At 61.7% G+C, this 21,806-nt stretch carries 20 protein-coding genes; 8 read left to right on the top strand and 12 right to left on the bottom strand.

Going from position 1 to position 21,806, the window contains the following annotated elements:
- The first annotated feature begins 708 nt into the window (after positions 1-708).
- From DAEP_RS24290 to DAEP_RS24120, 8 genes are all read left to right on the top strand, one after another.
- On the top strand, positions 709-885 hold the full coding sequence (locus DAEP_RS24290) for a hypothetical protein (protein WP_165198475.1): 177 nt from the start codon (positions 709-711) through the stop codon (positions 883-885).
- A gap of 525 nt (positions 886-1,410) precedes the next feature.
- Positions 1,411-2,031 (top strand): helix-turn-helix domain-containing protein, encoded by a 621-nt coding sequence (locus tag DAEP_RS0121730; protein WP_008335612.1) that lies wholly within the window; start codon positions 1,411-1,413, stop codon positions 2,029-2,031.
- The gene (locus tag DAEP_RS0121725; RefSeq protein WP_008335610.1) at positions 2,024-3,952 is read left to right on the top strand and encodes a relaxase/mobilization nuclease domain-containing protein; all 1,929 of its coding nucleotides are present in this window, start codon (positions 2,024-2,026) and stop codon (positions 3,950-3,952) included. The genes DAEP_RS0121730 and DAEP_RS0121725 overlap by 8 nt, the downstream gene beginning before the upstream one ends.
- A gap of 16 nt (positions 3,953-3,968) precedes the next feature.
- On the top strand, positions 3,969-5,882 hold the full coding sequence (locus DAEP_RS0121720) for a type IV secretory system conjugative DNA transfer family protein (RefSeq protein WP_027246185.1): 1,914 nt from the start codon (positions 3,969-3,971) through the stop codon (positions 5,880-5,882).
- Between the two features lie 401 nt (positions 5,883-6,283).
- Positions 6,284-6,979, top strand: coding sequence for a hypothetical protein (locus tag DAEP_RS0121715; protein WP_175480281.1), 696 nt, complete (start codon positions 6,284-6,286; stop codon positions 6,977-6,979).
- Between the two features lie 89 nt (positions 6,980-7,068).
- Positions 7,069-8,973 carry an ATP-binding protein gene (locus DAEP_RS0121710; protein ID WP_208855472.1) on the top strand — a complete coding sequence of 635 codons (1,905 nt, stop codon included), beginning with the start codon at positions 7,069-7,071 and terminating at the stop codon, positions 8,971-8,973.
- 10 nt (positions 8,974-8,983) lie between these two features.
- Positions 8,984-10,873, top strand: coding sequence for a hypothetical protein (locus tag DAEP_RS0121705; protein ID WP_083783485.1), 1,890 nt, complete (start codon positions 8,984-8,986; stop codon positions 10,871-10,873).
- 127 nt (positions 10,874-11,000) lie between these two features.
- Complete coding sequence (locus DAEP_RS24120) at positions 11,001-11,177, top strand: hypothetical protein (RefSeq protein WP_154665124.1); 177 nt, start codon at positions 11,001-11,003, stop codon at positions 11,175-11,177.
- 215 nt (positions 11,178-11,392) lie between these two features.
- Here DAEP_RS24120 and DAEP_RS0121700 read toward each other — a convergent pair whose 3' ends face one another.
- From DAEP_RS0121700 to DAEP_RS0121650, 12 genes are all read right to left on the bottom strand, one after another.
- On the bottom strand, positions 11,393-12,376 hold the full coding sequence (locus DAEP_RS0121700) for an ATPase, T2SS/T4P/T4SS family (protein WP_027246184.1): 984 nt from the start codon (positions 12,374-12,376) through the stop codon (positions 11,393-11,395).
- Positions 12,373-13,797, bottom strand: a complete 1,425-nt coding sequence (locus tag DAEP_RS0121695; RefSeq protein ID WP_027246183.1) for a TraB/TrbI/VirB10 family type IV secretion system protein — start codon at positions 13,795-13,797, stop codon at positions 12,373-12,375. The genes DAEP_RS0121700 and DAEP_RS0121695 overlap by 4 nt, the downstream gene beginning before the upstream one ends.
- Before the next feature lie 2 nt (positions 13,798-13,799).
- Positions 13,800-14,522, bottom strand: coding sequence for a TrbG/VirB9 family P-type conjugative transfer protein (locus DAEP_RS0121690; protein ID WP_027246182.1), 723 nt, complete (start codon positions 14,520-14,522; stop codon positions 13,800-13,802).
- Between the two features lie 5 nt (positions 14,523-14,527).
- Positions 14,528-15,208 carry a VirB8 family type IV secretion system protein gene (locus DAEP_RS0121685; RefSeq protein ID WP_027246181.1) on the bottom strand — a complete coding sequence of 227 codons (681 nt, stop codon included), beginning with the start codon at positions 15,206-15,208 and terminating at the stop codon, positions 14,528-14,530.
- Positions 15,209-15,225: 17 nt separating this feature from the next.
- A complete protein-coding gene (locus DAEP_RS0121680) occupies positions 15,226-16,239 on the bottom strand; it encodes a TrbL/VirB6 family protein (RefSeq protein WP_027246180.1) in 1,014 nt (337 codons plus the stop codon).
- On the bottom strand, positions 16,240-16,590 hold the full coding sequence (locus tag DAEP_RS0121675) for a hypothetical protein (RefSeq protein ID WP_245595146.1): 351 nt from the start codon (positions 16,588-16,590) through the stop codon (positions 16,240-16,242). It abuts the gene before it with no gap.
- Between the two features lie 83 nt (positions 16,591-16,673).
- Positions 16,674-17,441: a type IV secretion system protein gene (locus DAEP_RS0121670; protein WP_027246178.1), complete on the bottom strand. Its 768-nt coding sequence runs from the start codon at positions 17,439-17,441 to the stop codon at positions 16,674-16,676.
- The gene (locus DAEP_RS0121665; RefSeq protein WP_027246177.1) at positions 17,438-18,550 is read right to left on the bottom strand and encodes a lytic transglycosylase domain-containing protein; all 1,113 of its coding nucleotides are present in this window, start codon (positions 18,548-18,550) and stop codon (positions 17,438-17,440) included. Before DAEP_RS0121665 ends, DAEP_RS0121670 begins: the two co-directional genes overlap by 4 nt.
- Positions 18,547-18,756 (bottom strand): hypothetical protein, encoded by a 210-nt coding sequence (locus DAEP_RS23815; RefSeq protein ID WP_008335582.1) that lies wholly within the window; start codon positions 18,754-18,756, stop codon positions 18,547-18,549. The genes DAEP_RS0121665 and DAEP_RS23815 overlap by 4 nt, the downstream gene beginning before the upstream one ends.
- Positions 18,753-21,146 (bottom strand): VirB4 family type IV secretion/conjugal transfer ATPase, encoded by a 2,394-nt coding sequence (locus DAEP_RS0121660; protein ID WP_027246176.1) that lies wholly within the window; start codon positions 21,144-21,146, stop codon positions 18,753-18,755. Before DAEP_RS0121660 ends, DAEP_RS23815 begins: the two co-directional genes overlap by 4 nt.
- On the bottom strand, positions 21,121-21,399 hold the full coding sequence (locus DAEP_RS0121655; RefSeq protein WP_008335580.1) for a VirB3 family type IV secretion system protein: 279 nt from the start codon (positions 21,397-21,399) through the stop codon (positions 21,121-21,123). The genes DAEP_RS0121660 and DAEP_RS0121655 overlap by 26 nt, the downstream gene beginning before the upstream one ends.
- 111 nt (positions 21,400-21,510) lie before the next feature.
- On the bottom strand, positions 21,511-21,792 hold the full coding sequence (locus DAEP_RS0121650; RefSeq protein WP_036761582.1) for a TrbC/VirB2 family protein: 282 nt from the start codon (positions 21,790-21,792) through the stop codon (positions 21,511-21,513).
- Positions 21,793-21,806: the final 14 nt, after the last annotated feature.

Below are 21,806 nucleotides of genomic sequence, written 5' to 3'. Positions count from 1 at the left end.
CGGCAAGGCCGCGAACCAGGACGATCTGTCCCTGCAGGCCGTGATCCCCTGGGGCCCAAAAGACGCCGCCTAAGCCAAAGGCCAGACCGCTCCGGCGGTCTGGCTTTTTCTCGTTCCGGGGGAATTTGCCCTCGACCGGTGCACTATCGGTGTCCGAAGAACGCGGCATATTTCGGAAGCGGACGCAGAGGCGGGTCGTCAGACCGGATAGGTCGCGGGCGCGGCTTCGATCTTTCAGTTCAGTGACAGCGTGGATCACGCGCGATGGAGGCGGAACCGAATGACCGCAGGGAGAACTGGGAGCCAACTGAGCGAGCCAAGCGCACCTCTTCCGTCGGTCGAACAACCCGCGCCTAGGTCGTCTTGGCGAAGCTACCAGGGGCGCCGAACTCACCCTGTGCCGCGAGGGTGGAAGTCGCAAATCAACGTCATGCATCCCGGGGCAACGTCTCACGCCAGAGTCACCGCCGCGCGCCTTTCCGTCGACCTGTTGGCCTTAGAGATCGCTAGCCCGGGGTCGAGCGGCCGGCAACGCCGGGGGCAGGTTTCTGGACGGCTGGCGCCTTGAGCGCTGCGGGGCATCGCTCACAACAAACCTGCCCCCAGCGTGCTCCATTTCATTCCGCCCCGTGCCGGGTGCAGCCCGCTCTCATGCCCCCGGTCTTTTCCACGATCCGTCCAACGACGATCAACGGAAAGGATCACACCATGACACTCGAACAATCCATCGACCTCGCCGAACTGCAAGCCGACATGGCTTTCGATGCCTACCTCGCCGCCTTTGATGAAGACGCCCATCCGGAGACACTCGACAGCCTCGAGACCGAGGCTCTGATCGCCCGCAGCCGCTACGACGATCTGCGCAGTCAGGGACTGGGTCACTGACCCAGACACCCCTGCGGGTCTTCGGATCCGCAGGGGTCTGACACTGATCCTTACCAACATTGTGACGCCCCAAACGGGCGTGACACGCGCCATCCCGCGCGGGCCGTTTTCGTGTTTCTGGCGCCCGATCCGTGACCGGCTCGGGCGCTCGGTTTGCCTGACATCGCGTGCTGCTCCAGCGCAAGTTTCAGCAGATTTATTCGACCAGATTGTCGCGCATCGATGAGGACGGCACCGCTCCATGTCGCGCTGCCCAGCGGTCTTGAGTGCACCTCATCGCAAGCAAAAAAACACATCATGCAAAACGTAATATTGCGCAATGTGATGTATTGAAGTATAAGCAAAAGAGAGAAGGAAGACGTTGGCAGGATATGGCCAATGTTTGCACATTTTGTCCGAGGGGTCTGTGATGGGCGTTTCCCGCAAAGCTGAATGCTCCGCCGCACGCGAACGCGATTGCGAGCAATCGCTGCCTCGCGCGCGTTTGCGCATGCATCTTTTCCCTGGAAGCGGGAGAACGTCCTAGTGCCGAGGCCAGCGAAAAACCTGAAGCTTGAGCAGCGCATCGAAGTGGCAAAGCGCTTCGCGGCGGGCGAGAGCGCCAAGGACCTGGCGGCGGCGTTCGGCATCTCCCCGCGCCACGTGAACCGGCTCGCGAAAGAGGAGGCGGGCGAGGGCATCGCGGTGCGCGATCCAAGCGAGACGGTGGCCTTCCGGGCGAGCCGATCCGAGCTGGACGCCTTCGATGCGGAGTGGCGCGAACGGGGCTTTGCCAACCGATCACAGGCGCTCAATGCGGTGCTGCGTGGACGGTGCGGGTTCCTTGATATACCCCGTGATCTGGTCTCGGAATTCTGCGCCGCATGGCGTCAGGCGAAGGATATGAGCGACGCCGGACTGGTGCTCGCCAAGGCGGTCCATCGCGGTCGGCTGGAGGTCTCGGAGGCAGACCGCGCGGTGCTGATCGAACTGCTCGATCTGGCGCAGTCGATGAGTCGTGAGATGGGCCAGATGAAGGATGCGGCGCAGGCGCTGCGTCATCAGGAATGGCCGCAAAAGGAAGAAGGGCAGGAGGCGGAGAACGAGATCCTGGAGGATGACCCGCGCGCGATCGAGCGCGGATTGAGGCTCGTCAGGAATGGCTGATCCGCTCGCCCTCTACACCTCGGTCATGGGGCGGCTCTGGGAGGATGAGCGCATCCGGGGCCAGGCCGCGGCGCGGATCGACGCGCGGTTGGCGGGGCGTCGGCAGGGGCGGAGTTTCGCGCGCGTTGGAACCATGTCGGCGCGCAACGCGCTGAAAGTAGCCTCGGGTCAGAGCCGAGCGGCGGTGTTCAAACGGATCCGGGCAGGGGGCTGCAAGACGCGTGCTTCGCTTGGGGCGCAGATCTCCTACATCAATGACAAGGCGGTCTACACCTATTCGACGATGACCAACGCGCTGACCGATGCGGCGGTGCTGTCTGAGGAACAGAAAGAGGACATCGTCGAGGACTGGGCCGGGACCTGGCGCGGCTCGACCAAGCTCGGGTTCACCTCGCACATGCTGCTGTCCTTCCCGACCGACGTGACGGTCGATCAGGTTCGCGACATCGCGATAGACTGGACCGAGCATTTCTTCGAGAGCGGCGAATACGGCGACCAATGGGACTATGTCCTCGCGGTTCATGACGACCGGGCGCACAAGCACGCGCATATCATCCTGAACAATCGCGGCGTCGAGAAGGGCACCTGGTTTTCGTGTTGGGCCGAGGGCGTGATGTCGCCGCAGCTCATGCGCGAGAAGCAGGCTGAAATTGCGGAACGCTATGGCGTGATGCTTGATGCCACCACGCGGCTCGAGCGCGGCATTTTCGAGAAGCCCGCCGGGATCGAGGAGATCTACCGCGCCAAGGAAGAGGCTCGCCTGCCGCGCGAGATCGTCATGACGGCCCAGGAAACTGCCATCGCGCAGGCGCAGGTGGTGGGCTTCGCCAAGGACTACAAGAACCTCGCGGATCTGCTGGACCGGATGGACCAGCGCCACATGGCGCGCGCCGTGCGCGGCATGGCGGACGGACTGGGCTCGGGCACGCCGTGGAACTTCACCGAAGGAGAGATAGACATGAAGGACATCAAGACCGTCGGTGATGCGATCGACTATTCCGAGCGCACGATCGAGGCGCTGAGGCTCAAGGCCGAGGAACTGGACCCGGCCGAGCGCGCCGCGTTCGAGGCCAAGGCCGCGCCGATCATCGCGGACCTCTCGCAGATGGTGCCGGACCCGGAGTTGCGCGTGCGCTTCGGCAAGCAGCTCGAAGAACCCTATCCGCCGGGGGCGGGCAGTGAGGTTCTGATCGCCGCGCTGCAGTCGGGCAATGACGAAGGGCTGCGTGACGTGCTCGAGCGGGCCGAGGAGGTCGGGATGGATAGCGAGGAACTGGTGGCGCGGATCAGTGCCGGCGGCACGCGGAACTACGGCATGGCACAGGACTGGGTCGAGCGGGACATGAACGCGGTGCTGGCCAAGGACGGTCTGAGCGTGGAGACCGCGAGTGACGACCAACTCGACGCCGCGCTCGAGAAGGTCGACGGCGTGATGGACGCGCTGATGGAACGCGCCAAGGAACTGGGTGTCGAGATTGGTCGGACCCTCGCGGACGAGGAAGAGGCGACGCTGCCGCTCATCGACGAGGACGACCGGACGCCCAATCCCTACCTGCAGGACCTCGCCCACATGTTGCGCGACGGCAAGCTCAGCGAGGAACAGGAAGAGACGGTCGAGCGGACCCTGCAATCCGAGCTCTTCAAGGAGTTGGGCGAAGAAGGCTTGGCCGAGCTTCGCCGCGGCAACTACGAGGTGCTGGACGCGGCGCTGCCGAGCAAGCTCGATCAGATCACCGTCACGCAGGAGTTCCTTGAGATGACGTTTGAGGAAACCGGCGATCAGGTCTTCACCGACCGCGCTGCCGGGTTGCAGCAGGATAAGGCGACCGAGGTGGCGCGATTGCGCGGCCAGCAGGAGGTGCAGGAGTTGGGGCGTGATCTCGGTCGGGACCGCGGTCTCGATGACGAGATGGAATTCTAAAGGGGAGATGACCACCATGACCAAGACACTTCCCCTCTGGGCAGCGCTCCTCTTCGGTGTGATCTGCGGCGCCGTCATCGGCACCATCGTTGCCGCCTTCTACCTGACCCTGGCCCTGAAAACGGGGTTTCAGAGTTTCGACATGTTGGCGCTCTGGAAGGCGAGCGCCAGCACCCGCGCGGTACATCCCGAAGCCTTCAAGGTGGGCTTCGGGGCCGTTGGCTTTGGCGCGATCGGTCTCGGCACCCTGGCGCTGGCTTGGACCTGGAAGAAAGAGCGGGACGATTACGGCTCGGCACACTGGCAGACCAAGGCGGAGCTGAAGAAGAACGACATGTTGCAGGCGCCGGGCAAGGGCTTTGTCTGCGGCAAACTCGGCGCGCCGACCTCGAAGGCTGAGTTCATCTCTTCGACCACGATCCCGCATGTGATGATGGTCGCCCCAACCCGCGCCGGTAAGGGCGTCGGCTTCGTGATCCCGAACCTCCTAAGCTTCGCGGGTTCGGTCGTGGTGCTCGACGTGAAGGGTGAGAACTTCGAGAAGACAGCGCGGTTGCGGGCGCTGAATGGCGACGAGGTCTATCGCTTCAGCCCGTTTGATTGGGCCAATGCCACGCATCGCTACAATCCTCTGGCCCGGATCGCCAAGGCCCCGAGCTTCGCGCAGCGCTTCACCGAGGTCTCGATCCTGGCCGACCTCTTCCTCGACAAGGACAACAAGCAACTCGACACCTTCTCCGAGGCCGGCAAGTCGATCTTCGTCGCGGCCTGTCTGCTGGCGATCCAGCGCGGAACGCCGAACCTTGGCGAGGTGAACAAGATCGTCGCCGGGGGCGAGTACAAGAACGCCCAGTACAAGACCTATGCCGATGAAGCCGAAGAAGACATCCTGCGCGAGCTCTGGACCAACGCGGCCTCTGCCTCGTCGCGGCTGCTGACCTCAAACATCCAGGCGCTGATGACCGCGGGCCTCAAGCAGTGGGACAACCCGGCAGTGCGCTCGGCCACGCAAGCCAGCGACTTCGATTTCTCGACTTTTCGGAATCAACCGCAGTCGCTCTATATCGCCGTCTCCGAAGATCACATCGCAACCCTCGCCCCACTCCTGCGCCTGATGTTCGCCGATCTCATCGCCTCGATCCGCCTGAATGAACCGGGCCCCGACGAACCCTGGCCGGTCATGATGATGATCGACGAATTCCAGCAGATGGGTGCAATGCCCTATCTCGAACGCGCTATCCATTCCTTGGCAAGCTATGGCGGCCGCGTCGCGATGATCGCGCAGTCTCTGGCTTCGCTCGACCGGATCTACGGGCCCGAGGGCCGCGAAAGCCTCGAGAACGGGGCAGGGCTCAAGCTCTACATCACCCCGCGCGACCAGCGCACGGTGAAGGAAGTCTCGGCCGCCGTCGGCAGCACCACCCGCGAGGCGGTGACCAAGATGTATGGCCGCAACAAAGGTATCCTCGGCGCGACCTCGACTTCGGCGCGGCTGGAAGAACGGCCGCTGCTTTCCGAGACCGAAGCGCGCCTGATGGACCCCGACGAGGTGATCATCCTCGCCTCGCCCCAGCACCCGATCAAGGCGAGCCGGATCAAGTATTACGACGATCCCTTCTTCAAGCAGATGCTGGCCCGCCAAGAAGGTAAGCCCTTTCCCTATCCGCCGAGCGTGCAGGGTGTTGGGCCTTGGGGCAGCGAAGGTGGCGATGAGGCCGGCGCAGACGAGCAGGCGAAACCGGCCGAACGCGCGCCAGTCCGGGATCGCTCGCAGCGCCGCGAAGCGCGCGCGATGAGCGTGAGGACGATGGAAGCCGGGCGCGGGCAACCAGAGCCGGAGATGCTCGAGCGGGAAGCGGACTTGCCGAAGGAATGGGAGGCGGCGCTCGACCGGCAGGAGGACTTCATTGAAGAGCTATTGGGAGGGTGAGCGCGGTCTTCGCGCGACTGTCCCTTGTTAATCTTCTGTGTTGTGCGCGGAGGATGACTGTTTGTAGCCTCTGCCAGTCAGACTGCCATCGTAAAGCATGCGTACTCTTGACGTCTCCACTGCTGCTGTTCGCCAGCGTTTTTCAGCAACCAGAAGGTCTCCCGTGCGGCCTTTGGCGTAAGGGTACAGAGCCGAAACCCAAATCAATCAGCGTTCAATCAAGCCGGTTGTGTTTTCAGATTGCTCCGCCAGCTTGCCGAGCAACACCTTGCTAGACTTGTGTTCATATGTGTTTGACAGGCAGTTCGTCCAGATTCTCAATGGGTTGCTTTGCAAGCGACGATACGCGATCTTATTCGAAATAATACAATCATAGATTTATGGGGGAGTTGTCGGCAGGCATGGGCTTACTTGACGATATAGCGGGCGAAACTGGGAGCGCGACTTCAACTGACCCAGTTTCTGCCGTTGGGGTTAGATATCGTGACGCCTTGCGGCTTCTCTTCATTCTAGCGGCCGGTTCCGATCCTGCTGACGATCCTGCTGAAGAATGCGTGAAAGTCTTCAGGGCCGAAAAACGGCTAATGGCTATGGATTTCTTGGTGCGCTATCCAGACTATCTGGCTGACGCGTTACTGGACGTGGTCGAAGCCGAGGGTGATCTCGACCTGCTTAAGAAGGTCGAAGGCATTTTTGATGCTGATGAACCTTCTGTCAGGCTAGTGCGCATGGTCAGGTGGAAGCGAGGAGCTTACGAGAACATCGCGGATGCACTTGCCTTGCTAAGCTACTACGGACTCGTCCGATCGATGCAGCTTAAAGGCGAAGATGGCAAGGTGCGTCGCTATGAATACCAGATATCATCGAAGGCAATGGCTTTCTTGGACCAGTGTGTAGCCGATCATCCGGACTTGGTGTGGTACCGGGACCGGATGACGCTAGTGATGCGGGTAGCTTCCGGTAAAAGCGGTTCGAAGCTTAAGGACTGGCAATACGAGCATCCCACCTATGGCAAGACACTTCATGGCGATCTCATCCCGAGCATTCGTGTGGAAGTCGAGAAGCGCCTACGCGCGATTTCGGAGAATCTGAAATGAGAAAGTCTGCGCCAATTCAATCCACCGAGAGTGGCTGGCTCCGCGCCATTGCGGAACGTTCAGGCACTGAGGAAAGCACAGCCAAGTCTGTGCTACAGAAATACAACATCCAGCCGCAGCCTACACCTCCTCGAGCGAAGTCATTGCGGTTCAAAAGCATAAGAGTTGCAGGTGCCCGTGCAGAGTCCGACTGTGACGGGCCGTTTGATAAGACTTGGGCCAACCTCGGCGCTGGATTGTTTGCGGTAATGTCGGACCGCAACCTCCGCGGCAAGTCTTCTATCCTAAATCTGCTATACGCTGTCATCAGGGGCGAGTTCCGGGGAAGGGTTAAGGCGGACGTCTGGAAATGGCTGGAAATCGTCGATGTGACTTATGAGATCGACGGCATTCTCCACCGTACTGAATTGCGGAAAGATGTCGGAGAGGAGGATCCGGCGAAAGCGAAAGCCCGCGTCAGCCGTTCGGGCAGCGACGGGAGCTGGGTGCCATTATACGACGGTGATGGCGGCGAAGGGCTGAAGTCGCAAACGGAACAGCTAATGATGGCTGAACTAACCTTCTCGCCGATATATGCACACAATTCCAAAACCGGTGGTCATGCTCATGGCTGGCCACTGATTTCATCGGCACTCTTCTTGTCGAGTTCGACGAACGCCAAGGCACTTTTCGGCGACGTCACGATCGATGGTATCCCGTTACGCCTACTGCAACTATTCATCGGTTTGCCGTGGGTCTCGACGTATAGCGCGGCCCTCACAGCGCAGAAGGAGGTCGAGGAATCCCGCGCCGCTCGTCCAGACCAGTCTGCGCTGTACAAGGGCCTTGCGAAAAGGTTGGAGACGGTCAACGCCAAGCTGGAGACAGCAAGGGAAAGCGTGAAGAAGGTTGACGATCGCTCAAGGAAACGGGTCGAGTTGAACGATTTGGACCAACAGATGGTCACTCTGCGCGAAGTTGCGGATTCCACGCGGGCTGCTTTCGAAGTGGCTGATGTCTCGCTGCAGAAGATTGCGGAGAGCTTCGAGAAAGCCCGTCAAAGGGTACAGCAACTGGAGGACGAGAAGTCAGCCGGCTATTCGTTCCGCAAGCTTAGCCCATCCTGCTGCCCAGCCTGCGAAGCCAAATACAAAGAGGTCGTGGCGGCGCCTGGGTCAACTGGCGATGGAAGCACCTGTCTGCTTTGCAAGAACGATATTCCCCAGGGCACAGAGGATTTTGAAGAAGATCACATTCAGCTTGCGAAAGATGAAGTCGACGCCCTCGACGCGTCATTGAAATTAGCTAGGGAGAAGCAAAAAGCCGCGGAAAAATCTGCAAACAACGCTGCAATCGAACTTCGAAAAGCAAAGGATCGGGTTTCCGCGTTGCAGGTCGACCTTGCTGCCAAGGTCCCTGATACAGAGCTGGAGATCGTCCAGCTGGAAGCCCAGGCAGCTCAACTTCGCGACCTCATGGGTGATGGAGCGACATCTACAAGCTCGGACGCCAATACCGATGCTGCGGATAAGGTTCTCAGGGCAGCCACTGACGTCACCAAAGAACTTATGGTTGATATGCAATCTGAGATTCTGAAGCAGATATCGCAATCGGTGATGCTCCTTTCCCGGAAGTTTGGCATGCCCAACGCCACTGAGATGCAACTGGACAACGGAGGTCGGCTCAAAGTCAAACAAGGTGGAGCTATCGAATGGTTTAGCAACTTGACCATGGGTGAACGGCTGCGCATCAAGATTGCCGTGGCGCTCGCTGCGGTCGAAGTCGCAAGGGAACGGGGTCACGGCCGCCACCCCGGTTTGATGGTGATCGACTCGCCGGCGTCCGAAGAGGTCGTGGACAAGGATTTCGAGGCGATGCTCGATAGCGTTGCAACCGCGGCCTCGGAGATAGGCGGTGTGCAGATAATCATCGGCACGACAGCGCGTCCTTCCGTTGAAGCCGTTGTGCCAATCGAGCATCGTCTCCATGCCAAAGGCGACGACTACGTTTTCTAAGCGGTGAGTCATGGAATATCTTATCGAGTTGTTACGCGCCGATGCTGACGGATCCAGTGATCCGGGCTCCGTTTCAGCGGAGCGATTGCTTTCTGCAGTACAAAAACTCGCGCCCGGTTCAGACCGAGCCGATGGCTTTTGCTGGCTGACCCGATGGATATCCGAGACCTCTGTCCAATCCGTATTGTTGGAAATGCTGGCGTGGACTGACGACGCTCCAGCACTGGCCGAGATGGTCGATTGTCTGGAGCGGATCGAGATACCAGCCGGGTTCGCCAAGCCAGCGTGGACAAGTCTTTGTTCCCATTTCGAAGATGAAAGCAATCATTCATGGGGGCGTTCCCATGCACTGAGAGGTGCGATGCTGCTCTCGCAAGAGAACGCGGTTCTCGTGCGTAGGCTACAGGCCAGCATCCTCGACGTTTCGACAGAGGACGATCCACAATTCCTGCGTCACGTCGCCAAGGTGGTTGGCGCTATTCTACGTCGATATCCGGATACAGACTTTATGTTGCTTCTCGAACAATTGGCGACGCTGGATACTGTCGCAGACGAAGCGTGCATGGAAATTGGGTTAGCTAAGCTTCGCGAAGGACTGGCCGCACCCACCGAGGAAGCCCTTTGGTCGGCGCTTGCGTCCGCAAAAAAATGGTTCGAGCGATCCCTCGAGAACAGCGAGCGTCGTCCGGATGCAAAACTCTATTTGCTTTGCACGACCTTCCTGCTGTCAGTACGGGAAGACGGGCTCCGAGCAGATTTGAAAGATCGTTTACCTGAATTGGAAATTGCTGCCATCGAGTATACTGCGTTTTCACAGGCGCGCCACGCGTCTCACTCATGGCTGGCTGTTTCCTCGAGGGAACGCTTTCATTGGTTGTCAATGGCAACAAAATTAGCTGCTCTGGCCCACTCCCTAGGCAAAGAAATTTGGTTGAACGTTGCAATTGTGATTGAGGATGAGCTTCTGTCAATTTTCTACCCTGGAAGCGAAGTTTTTGGTCTGCCATCTACGCCCGGCCTCGATGCGTCAATGCAGGATGCTACCATCCGTGGAATGCGCGAACGCAGGTACTACCTTCAAGCGCTGGAGGAGTGGCTACAGGTCAACATTGACCATGGAAAAGCCGGGGCTGTAGCGGAGCTGCGCGAAACGCTCAAGCGGTCGATGGAGGACTCGCTTAATCGCCGCCCTTTCGACGCCACGACCACTAGCCGGCTGGTTGAGGTACTAGAAGATGCCGGCTTCAGCGAAGCCGCGGCCAAAATGGGTGTTTCGGAACTCCGCATGCATGGGGACGCCAATGTTATGGTTGCTCAGCTTTGGCAACAGGTAATCGAACAGTTTGCAACTCAGCCAGACTATTCACGTTTCCCCGACGCGCGGATGCTCGTGGAGTCTCTTGTCGGCCTATTACTGAAGTTTTTGGCTGCCCGGTCAAACGTCGGTGTTAGCACCGATCCTGTCGCCTCCTATTTGTTCCGGCGAAGTGGAAAGCTACCGGTAGAACATGATCTGCAGCTGGATTTTCTGAAATTCTTGCAGACCGGGGGAGCGCCAACCTTCCAAGCAGAGGCGCGTGATCGTGGTGGTGGGAGAGCCGACATCGACGTCCAGTTTCGCGGTGTAAGTTCGATTATCGAGGTTAAGAAGGATGACAACGTACCGGACAACGCTACCTTGGCCAAGCGCTACGCCGGACAAGCGACAGGATATCTCACTACAGGCGTCCGCTTTGGATTTCTGTTGGTCCTCGATCTGACAGATAGGAACGGACACCAGCAACACATTTCGGAGCGGATAACCATAGAGCGTAAAACGCCCGTTGGATCTGATACCGAATACCTTATCGTCGTAGCCCGAGTTCAAGCCCTCCGGAAGACGCCGCACGACCTCAAGTAATACGGCATCATGAAAGTTGCTCCAGGTTACTCCATCAAACCGATTTTTGGGTCTGTGGCGTCGCAGATTTCGATCTTCCTTTCAACCGCCTACCAATATCTGAATTGAAAATGAGGACAATGGCGCAATGTCTGAGCAAACCTTTAGTCCGTGGTTGGCACCGGCGTTGGTTGATCCAGTCAAAAAGACGCTGAAGTCACTTCCGGGATGCGGTAATCTGCGGATCTACCGTTCCACCCTTATCGACAACAAACAGTGGCAGAAGCTCGCCGGACGCGTGGCACCGCCGCCGACTGTGCCCTAGTAGCGTAAGTTCTTTCCCTTAAATGCCTTATTATCACGCGTCCGATTGTCGAGAAAGTAATTCTACGTTGCTTTTTCGGCCGACACCAAAAGACAGCTTGCCTCGGCCCAATAGCGGCTATTGACGAATACAAAGCGAACAGCAGCGCTCGCGCGCTGCTGCCATTCGTAGCCTAAGCACGTTATTTTGCTCGACGCCTGCTGTGTCGGAACGTCTCACGACCCCGGCAGATAGAACTCCGTAATCCCCCGCTTCCCCTCGGCTCGCCCGAGCTGAACGATCACATCGATGGACTTGCGGATGTATTGCCGGACCTCGGCGAATGTCAGCGGCGTCCCTGCCTGCAGCACCATGATCGCCAGTCGATCGATGGCGAGTTCGGCGGTTTCGGCGTGGATGGTGGAGACCGATCCGCCATGGCCTGTGTTAATGGCCTCGAGATAGGTCAGGGCCTCGGCCCCGCGCAGCTCGCCGACGATGATCCGGTCGGGTCGCATACGGAGGGAGGCCTGAAGGAGGGCATTGGCGCTGCGTTGCAAGCCGGAACCACGGTCGGCCAGGAGGGCGACGGTGTTCGGCTGGCCGGGGAAGAGCTCGAAGGCATCCTCGATGGTGATCAGCCGCTCGTGTTCACTGACATGGGTCAGGAGATGGCGGGCGAAAGTGGTCTTGCCGGTCGAGGTGCCGCCACTGATCAGGACGTTGAGCCGCGCCTCGACCAGGGTTTGCAGCGCGGCCTCGAGGTTCACTTCGGCGAGTGTGGCGATGTTCTTCATCTTCTCGGCGCGGAGCGCATCGAGCGAGACGGCCTTGCCGAAGAGATAGGTGGGTGCGTAATCCCTGACGCTGCCGGAGGCGAAGAGACGGATCGTGATCGAGGCACCGCGATCGATGGCGGGCGGTACGGCAACCTGAACTCGGAGCGGGCGGCCTGCATATTCCACCTTGCCAGAGACAAGGGGGTTCTTTTCAGAGACGCGGGCCTTGGCGTCGCCGACGATGGTGTGGGCCATGTTGAGGGCGGTGGTGCGATCCACGGTTTGGCCTTCGTGGCGCATGGTAGCGTCGCCCGCGACCTCGATCCACACCTTGCCGTCCGGATTGATCGCGATCTCGACCACGTCATCGCGTCTCAGCAGGTCGCGGAACGGGTCGAGATAACGCTCGAGATAAGAGGTTGGTGATGCTGCCTCAGTCAATAAATCACCACATCCCGGTCGACGAGCACGGTGACCGAGGCCCCCTGATCGACATAGATCGTGGGTGCGATCGAGACCTGGTCGGCAATGACCGATCCGACGGCATCCTGAAGATCGCTGCCGACATCGCCCAGAACGATGCTGGTCGTTTCGTTGTTGGCACTCTCCGCCGCCACGGCAGGCGCCGCCCCGATCACGGAAATCAGCGCCGCCCCGCCGAAACGTTCGGCGAACTTGGTGTCGACGAGACCGGTCAGGCCTGAGCGACCGAGCTGGTCCCCGCCCACGGCGGCGATTTCCATCGAGGTGCCGTCCGGGGTCAGGACGCGGGTCCAGAGGATCAGGATGCGCTTCTGATGCATCTCGATCCCGGAGCGGTATTGGCCAAAAAGGCGGGAGCCGCGGGGGATCAGGATCCGATCCCCGGAAAACGCCGGAACCGGCTCGGAGACGACCGCGACCACGGAGCCCGGCAGATCGCTGTTGATGGCGGTCTGGAGCGCGGCCTGGATGACCGAGCCTTGGGTCAGCGTGCGCTCAGGATGGGTGAGGCGGGCGGCCTCCTGCACCTCGAGCGGTCGCGCGCTTTGCAGGAACTGCTCATTTCCTGACAGGACCGGACCCCCGGTGCCAGGGGCCGCCGGATCAGCGACTGCCGCGCCACTTTGGCCACCCCGCGGACCATCGGCATAGACAACGGCGGGGGATTTGATCTGCGCGGTCAGAAGCTCCTCGGCGACCCGCTCGGCCTCGCGCTGGCGCTGTTCCTCTTCCTGCCGGCGGCGTTCTTCGAGCAGGCGCTGATCGGCGATCAGCCCTTCGCGGTCGAGCTCGGCCTCGAGCCCCTCGCGCTGCGCACGTTCGGCGTCGAGCATGGCCTGCAGCCCCTCGATACGGGTTTCGGTCTGGCGCTGCAGGTTGGCCAGCTCGGTTTCCTTTGCGGCGAGTGTGGCTTCAAGCGCGGCCTTTTGTTCGTCGAAGGCTTCGCGCAGGTCGGCGACGGCGGATTGGATTTCCGAGTTGCGGGCGGCCTGGCTGACGGCGAGGGCCTCGCGAAGCTTGGCGATCTCGGCCAGCACCTCGGCGCTTGGTTCCGGGGAAGGGGCTGCGGGCACGTCCAGCGCCTCCTCGACAGCGATCAGCGCGTCATTGACCCGCTGCTCTGTCTCGTCAGGAGGAAACTCCAGCCGCCCGCCGGTGCCGGGCCGGCGGTCCTGGAAGGTCTCGACATCGGAGGTCTCAAGAGCGCTGTCCCCCTCTTGCAGACTGGTCGCCAGGAAATACGCGACCCCGGCCCCGCCGAGGGCAAGGGCAGCGGCGAGCGCGCCGACCCCGAGGCTGTTGCCGCGGCGTTTGGATTTGCCGCGCTGGCTGAACTGATCGAGGCGGTCCTGCAGGTCGGGAGGGGTTTGATCGGCCATGGTCAGTTGCTCACGTAAATCGCGCTCTCGTCGCGCCAGGCACAGATCGCCTCGTCGCCGATGCGCAGCGTCCAGTAGGTGTTCACCCCGAGCACCCGGACCGTGTTGCCCTGCTGGGTCCAGTTCACGGTGCGCTCACGGCCCTGGTCATCGGCCTTGAAGAGGGCGGGCTGACGGGCGTTTTCCGGGAAGACGAAGTAGGTATAACGACCGTCGTCGTAGATATGGCTGGGTCGAAAATCCCCTTCACCCGAGACCCGGTAGTTGTAGTTGCGCGGGGCCTCATAGCCCTTGGGCTGGGTGGCACCCGCCGCGCGGCGTTCTTCGTCGGGGTAGCGGAAGCGGACTTCGAAGAACATGCCGGTGCGGTTCGGGATCGAGCCCTCGCGCAGATGGAAGGAATAGGTGCGCCGGTTGGTGATCACCGTCATGTTGGTCGAGGCATTGGCCACGTGCGGTTTGATTGTGAGCACATTGCCAAGCTCGGGGATCGGATCGACCTGGAAGCTTTCGGTGTCGCCGACAATCACCGCCTCGAACCGCTCCCCGGCCCCGAAATGGATCGTCGTCGAATGCCGCAAGTCGGTTTCGATCCGGTAGACCTGGTTTTCATCATAGACGGCGGTGCGGATGCGGATGTCGAGCGGGCCACCTTGCGGGGTGGCTTCGGCGGATGCGGCAACAGGAAGGGCAAGCGCCAGAAGGAGCGCGGGCAGGGATTTCATCTTGGTCAGTTCTCCAGGGTCTCGGCGTCGACGCGGTAGGAGGTCACCACGAAGCCCAAGGGGTTGGCCCAGACGTCCTGAAGGCGCTGGCGGGTTTCAGGTTGGAAGTCATAACCAACGGTAGCGACATAGGATCGGGTGACGGTGCGGGTGTCGCGGGGACGGCGCAGCGTGCGGGTGAAGCGGACCTGGGCCACGCCGCGCTCGATCTGATTGACCGATTTGATCACCACCTCGATCTTGGCTTCGCGGCCATAGACGGTGATCGGGTAATCCTCGTTGGTCGAAGACCAGAGATCGCGCAGCGTGCGGGCGGCATCGCCATCCGAACGATCGAGCACCGAGTTGATGCGTTGCTCTCCATCGGTCAGGTCATAGGTCTCTCGATCATCGACATAGGCCACGAGATTGGCCTGGATGATGGCATCGCTCTCGGAAAGGGTCAGCGCCTGTACGGCGGCAACCCGGTCCATCTCGCCGGTTTCCTTGTCGACCACGACCACGAAGGTCTCGGTCGATTTGAGCGGAAAGAGGCTCGCGCCCGCGACCATGCCGGCGACGCCAACCAGGACGCCTGCAGCTGCGACGAACCAGGCGAAACGCTCGCGCCGCCGAGGCCCGTAGATGAAATCCGCCTCAAACGCGTCGCGGTCAGGCGCGGAGGAACTGGCTACAGTCTTCTTCAAAGTCGTCGTCTTTCAAATCAGGGTTTGCGGAAAGCCTTGGCGGCGGAGAGGAGCGCGCCGGGGCTTTGCCGGATCAACTCGCCGGTTTTCACCACGCCCGCATTGGCCATCTGGTTCAGCTCGTGCGGAGACTTGCCGGTGACGAGGCGCGAGGCGGCACCCGTGCCGTATTCCCGCGTGTTCACGAAGCCCTGACGCGCGAGGCCGGTCAGGCCCACGGCATTGGAGGCAATGCCAACGACGCCGGTCAGGTTGGAGGCGATGTAGGGGACCGAGGCCATGATCCCGGCGCTGAGGATCAGGATCACGAGGAAGGGCAGGATGAGGCTGACGGTCTCGACATCGCCCGGATCGGCGGAGGCGTCCCCTATGGCCTCGGCGATGGCGACGATGATGCCCGCCGCGCCTGCGGCGGCGACCGGCATGAGCGCATAGCCGATGGTGGCGCGGGTCCAGGCCTCGAAAAGGGATTGGGTCGGCTTGAAGAGCGAGGTCACGATCATGAAGGGGGCGATGACGATCATCAGCGCGAAGACGATGCGGGCGAAGGCGATGATCCCGGCGGTGACGGCGGCGAAGACCGCCGAGAGGACAAAGAAGATCGCGCCCAGGACCGCGCCAAAGACCCAGCCTGCGCGGTCGCCGATCGTGTCGCCATAGGCGGTGATGCGGGCGACCATGTTGTCGAGGCTTTCATAGACCCCGGCCTCGTCGCCCGAGCCGGTGAGCGCGAGGATCGAGGCGCCGACGGAGTCGGGCACCTGCGTGACGATGTCATAGATGACGCTGAAATTATCCCAACTCTGCGCGAAGATCCCCACAAGTGCGACCTTCATGCCGAAGGCAAACCCGGTGCCAAAGGGCAGGGGGCGGAGTTGCATGACCGCGTTGATCCCGAGGAGCACGACGAGGAGCGCGGCCCCGGCGGAGATCACGTCGCCGACAACGCCTGCCGAAGAGACAAAGCCGTCCTGTGCCACGGTATCCACCGCGGCGTCGACCTGGCTCAGGATGTCGCGAATAACGCCCATCTACTCTACGCAGGCCTCCACAACTTGCGCCTCGAGCGCGTCCGCCTTGGCGTAGAGCTCGAGCACCTTGAAGGGCAGACGCGGGTTGTCCGAGGTCTGGAACCGGGGCAGCGCGCCCAAGGCCTGATCCCAGGTGAACTGATCCAGCAGACAGGTGCAGGTTTCCGAGGCGAGCGCCTCTTCGGCGATCAGGATGCGCAGGATCGCGCGGTAGCCGTTGCGCAGATAGGCGGTCTCGGCCAGATCGGCGGGGGGTTTCGGAGCACGACATTCGTCGGCTTCGTCCCGCGCGATGGCCATCGAATTGAAGGGCGTGTCGCCGGAAGGGTTCGTGCTCGGGGTTTGGGCCAACGCAACACTGGGCAGGGCACTCACGACAAGTGCGGCGAGACCAAGCGTCCGAATTGGTGCCAAGCTGTGGGTCATGGTTTGCCTCATGGATCCACCGCCATCGACCGGAACTTGCGCTCATCCGCGAGGGTCGCTGCATCGACGACGCCAAGCTGGCCGGCGCTGACGCCTTGCGCCGCTTCAAGCCGCCAGATCTGGGTCAGGATGATGCCAAGTTCAGCGGTGACGCGGGTGTTGAGATCGACCGCAGCTTTCAGCCCGTCCTGATCGTCGATGAGCCCGACCATGGTCTCGAGCCGCTCGAGGCTCTGTCCAGCTTCTTCATGGCTTTCTTGCGCGGCGACCGACAACATGGCGCTGGCCCCGGCCGAGGTGGCGATGCGGTTGTCGGCGGGCTGATCCGATCCCGAAAGCGTACTGAGGCGCTCCGAGGTGAAGCCACTGTCCGAAAGAACCCGCTCGACCGAGGCGGAGAGTTCTGCGCCGGGATTGAAGCCGCTGAGAAAATCGCCGCTGGCCAGAGATTGTGCGGTATTGAGGGGCGCGATCAGCTTGCCGCGCAGCGCGCGGAATTCTTCGACCGTCGCGAAAAGTTCACCGAGCCCGCTGCCCTCAATAAGAGAAGTCAGTTGCGCCTCGAGGTTTGTGAGCTGCGACAGTTGGGTTTCCAGTTCCAGCCGCATGGTCGCGAGCTGCTGCATCTGGACATTCAGGTCCTCGGCCATGTGCTCGAGCTGGGCCACGAGTTGACCAAGCTGCGAGCCATCAAAGGTTGGTACGCCCTGGGAAGCAGCGGGCGAGGCGAGCGCAAGTGTAGTGACCGCTGCGGCGGTCAGGAGAAGGTGTCTCATTCGGGAACTCCCATCTGCATGAAGTCGCGCTCGGCCAGCCGGTCGGCCACGAGGTGCTGCGCATAGGCCGCCTCGCGCTGCTGGTTTGCCGCCATCAGCCGGACGCGAAGGTTGAGGATGCGGCCGATCTCGGCCTTGGCGTAGGTGTTGAGCTCCCAGGCCGCCTTGGCATTGGGTTGCTCATCGATCTGCAGGATGATGGCGCGCAGGCGATTGATCACCTGTTCGGTCGTCGCCGAACTATCAGCCGCGTAATAGATGCCCGCCTCGGAGATGCTGGCATATTCGGCGAGCGCAAAGTCTGAAGGTGAGAGCGTGCCAAGCGCATCGGCACCGCCCACCACGGCGAGGTATTCGTTGTAGAACTTCGAGATATTGCGCACGTAACCTTGGGTCTCGGCAAAGGGCGGCACGCCACCATATTCAATGACCCGACCGGGGCCTGCGTTATAAGCCGCAAGTGCATGGGGGATGTTGCCGAAGCGGTTGAGCTGCGTGGTGATGTAACGCGCGCCGCCGCGGAGGTTGTCTTTCACGTCATAGCGGTCGACGCCGAGATCGGAGGCGGTGCCAGGCATGAGTTGGGTCAGGCCATAGGCTCCGACCGGGCTTTCAGCGGCAACGTTGAAGCGGCTCTCCTGCTTGATCAGGGCCTGGAAGAGGCAGCGCCACTGGGTGGCCGAGAGACCGGCGCGGGCCACACCGGGGGCGCCTGCAAACTCGCCCGCGACCTCGACGATCATCATTTCGACCGTCTCTCGTCCCTCGCCGAAAAGGCGGCTCACCATCGGGCTTGGATCGGTATTGGGATAGACCGCCGCCACCCCGAAATCCGCATTGCCTTCGAGCGCGCGGATATCGAAGCCGGGACCAGTGATCGCCGCAGTCATCTCCTCGAGGACGCGCAACTGGTCGGCCTGGACATCGGCGAGCGTCGTCTCCGTGCGATCCTTGTCCTGCTGGACACCCAGATCCTCGGCCAGTGCCGTCACCCGTGCGATGGCGCGCCCGATCGCGGAATTGTCCTGCGTCGGCACGCCCTGGGCGAGCGCGGGCAGGGCACCGAGGACGAGGCAGAGTCCGGTGGATATGATCGCGGCGCGGCTCATTCCGGACGGGGCAGGGGTTCGAAGGTACAGTCGGGCTTGGCTGTCTCCTGAACCGGTGCGCCCATGGTCGAGAAGGAAAGTGCGGACCGGGTCACCTGCGGCTCGCCCTTGCGTCCGAAGCATGGCGAGGTTTTCTCAGTGTATTTTTCGCAAGCCGACAGAAGGCTTGCGGCGGCGCAAAGCGCGAGAAGGGGTTGCGAACTCATATCACATGTCTCCAGAAATCGGGATTGGCGCGCCAATCGGCAGGCACGCGGGCTTCGCCGGTGGCGCCGCCGCCAAGGATGGGCAGCAACTCTCCGAGCGCAGAGAGATCGGCATCGACGAAGACGCTGTCGCCCGCCGAGCGAACGAGCGCGATGCGCTGGCCGATGGTGGGCTGCACGAGAAGGGCCGCCTCCTTGGCGTTGACGCGGAGGAAGTCGTAGTCGGAGACAGTGGCACGATCGTTCGGGAAGAGGATCTGGGTCGGGACTGTTTCGACGATGGTCTTGCCAACGCGGCTGTCGCGCAGCTGGCTTGGATATTGCGTCATCATGATCACGACGCAGTTCATCTTCCGAAGCGTGACCAGCCAGTTTTCCAGCCGCGCCCCGAAATACGGGTCGTCCAAGAGCTTCCAGGCTTCGTCGAGCACGATGATGGTGGGACGGCGATCCTCGACCACACGTTCGATCTGGCGGAAGATGTAGGAGAGCACCGCCATTCGCTCGGTGGTCATGTCGAGGATCTCGGTCATATCAAACCCGACGATGTCGCCCGTGAGCTTGAGGCCCGCACCGCGCTCGGGTTCGTCAAACACCCAGCCATAGCGCCCACCCGGCGCCCATTCGGCGACGCGAGATTGCAGCTCGCCATCGTCATCGAGCGACTGGAACAGGGTCTCGAAACTGGCGAAGCGCTGCAGGCCTGCCCCCGCATCGGCGTTCTGGCCGACCGCGCTTTGGATGTGGCGGGATTGCTCGCCCGAGAGCGTGCCATTCCGTGTGAGCAGGGTCGCGAGCCAGTCCGAGAGCCAGGCGCGGCCGCGCTCGTCGGTCTCGGTGGCAAGCGGGTTGAGGCCCGTGGGTACGCCAGCCCGGATTTCGTTATAGCGCCCGCCAAGGGCGCGGACCGCCATTTCGAGGCCGCGGTCCTTGTCGAAGAAGAAAAGCCGCGCGCCGACCCGTTGCGCTTGGGCTGCGAGGAAAGCGGTGGTCAGTGTCTTGCCGGTGCCGGTGCGCCCCAGAACGAGCGTATGGCCGACCGTGGGTTCCTTGCTTGGGGCTCCCGCCTCGTGGAAGTTGAAGCGATAGCCAGAAGTGCCGACCGTGGGCAGGACCGTGATGGTTTGACCCCATGGCGACTGGTCCGGGCTGCGCCCCTCGACGCTGCCATGCAGGGCCGCGAAGTCAGCGAAATTAATCGAGGAGATTGGTGTCTTGCGGGCGCGGTAGCCGAAGTTGCCGGGCGACTGCGCGAAATACGTCGCCTTCAGCGCCATGTTTTCGCGGACGATCACCGACATGATTTCCTGGCCCACGCGTTTGATCTGGGCGGCGGCCCGTTCGAGCGTGTCGCGGTCGGGCGCATAGACCGCGATGGAGAGGTGGTGGTCGCCAAAGGCGATGCGTCCTGCCTCCTGATCATCGGCGGCTTGTCCCAGCTGTTCGCGCAGGGACACGGCGGCATCGTCTGAGGCGTGCATCTGACGAATGATCCGCTGGATGCGTTCGGCCATGATGTTGTTCGGGATCGGGCTGAAGGAGTTCGTGAGCACGATGTCGAGGGGCAGGTCGAGCGCGTCGAGCAGCGTGACGTCGGTCAGTGCGGGATAGGTCTTCATTGAGAAGAGCGCGCCGTATTTGACCCGCCCAGTCACTGCATCGGTCAGGGTGGCCACGTCGCCATCAAAGGTCGCGCGGCAATTGCTCAGGGTGTGCGAGAGGGGCAAGGCACTTTGCCCGAAGGCGATGGGGGAGAAGCTGCCGGCGTTCAGCGTATTGAGATAGCCCAGCCATTCGCCGCCAGCTTTCGTGAGTCTGACCGGATTGGCCGACGCAAGCGCCACCTCGAAGAAGCCCATGACCTCGTTCAACTCCTGCATCCGTGTCGCGCGGTCCTTGACCCAGGCCTTGCGGGCCAGTGCCCGAAGGAGCGGAATGCGCGCCGAGATGTCGGGCCGCCGGATGACGCTGAGATAAAGCTGGCGCTTGGCGGGGCGCAGGTTTTTCACATGGGACTGCCACCGCGCATCGATCGCGGCGGCGAAGCTGTCGCCCTCGATGGGGCGCATCCCGAGATTTTGCGGCACGGAGATCCGGTGTATGTAGAAACCGAAGGCATTGCCGGTCTGGGCGACGATGGCGGCAACCGCGCGCTTGAGCGCGTCGAGCCGGGCGTCCTCAGTGGTCATCGGATTGAGACCATCGAGGCGCATGGTTGCGAGGAGATCGCCTTCTCGCAGCACCATGACATCGTCATCCGTGAGCGCGAAATACGGCAGGTGCTCGGCCAGATAGCTCTCCCGCGCGAACTCGCCGCCGCCGGCGTGATGCAAGGCGGTCCCGAAGGAAGAAAGGGTGCCCGCATCACGCGCCAAAGCTGTCGCCTCCATGCAGGGCCCGGTTCTTCGTCGCGCGCACAGAGCCGTAGGAGACGCGCAGGACCTCGAAGAAATGCGGCTCGCGGTCGGCGACGAACCAGAGGATCGGATAGGCGACAATCCCGATCAGGAAGAACACCATCGACTTCGTCCAGATGAACGGCAGAACGACCCCGGTCGCCAGAACCACGAGGTATCCGACAGGGAGACCCAGATACTTGGGCGGACGGGCGAGGCCCAGAAAGAGGGGAGATCGTTCTGCCATTGGGTGATATTCCGGCTTAGAAGGAAATGTGTGTCCGGAGAGGGGCCCGAGGCAGCGTTTGCGTAGCACAACGCGTTCGGGTCGCTCGTAGGACGCTATTTTGCCGGAATGTCACGAGAAGCCGTCGACGATGGTGCCGGCCGAGAAGATCAGCACGATCCCGATGATGACCGAGGCGAACCAGCCCCAGTTCAGCCGTCCCATCATGCACATGAAACCGGTGCCGATGACCGCGAGCGTGGCGACCGCGATCCCGATGGGACCGGTCAGCGCGGCCTCGACGGTTTCCAGCATGGTCTGGATCGGTGACAAGTCTTGCGCGAGGACGGGCGTTGCGAAAGCCGCCAGGGTTGTGGCGGCAGGCAAGAGGCGGCTGAGGCGATGTCGAAGCATGCGAAGTTCCCTTG

The sequence above is a fragment of the Leisingera daeponensis DSM 23529 genome (assembly GCF_000473145.1).
In the GTDB taxonomy this organism is placed as follows: domain Bacteria; phylum Pseudomonadota; class Alphaproteobacteria; order Rhodobacterales; family Rhodobacteraceae; genus Leisingera; species Leisingera daeponensis.
This window is presented reverse-complemented; position numbering and strand designations above follow the sequence as displayed.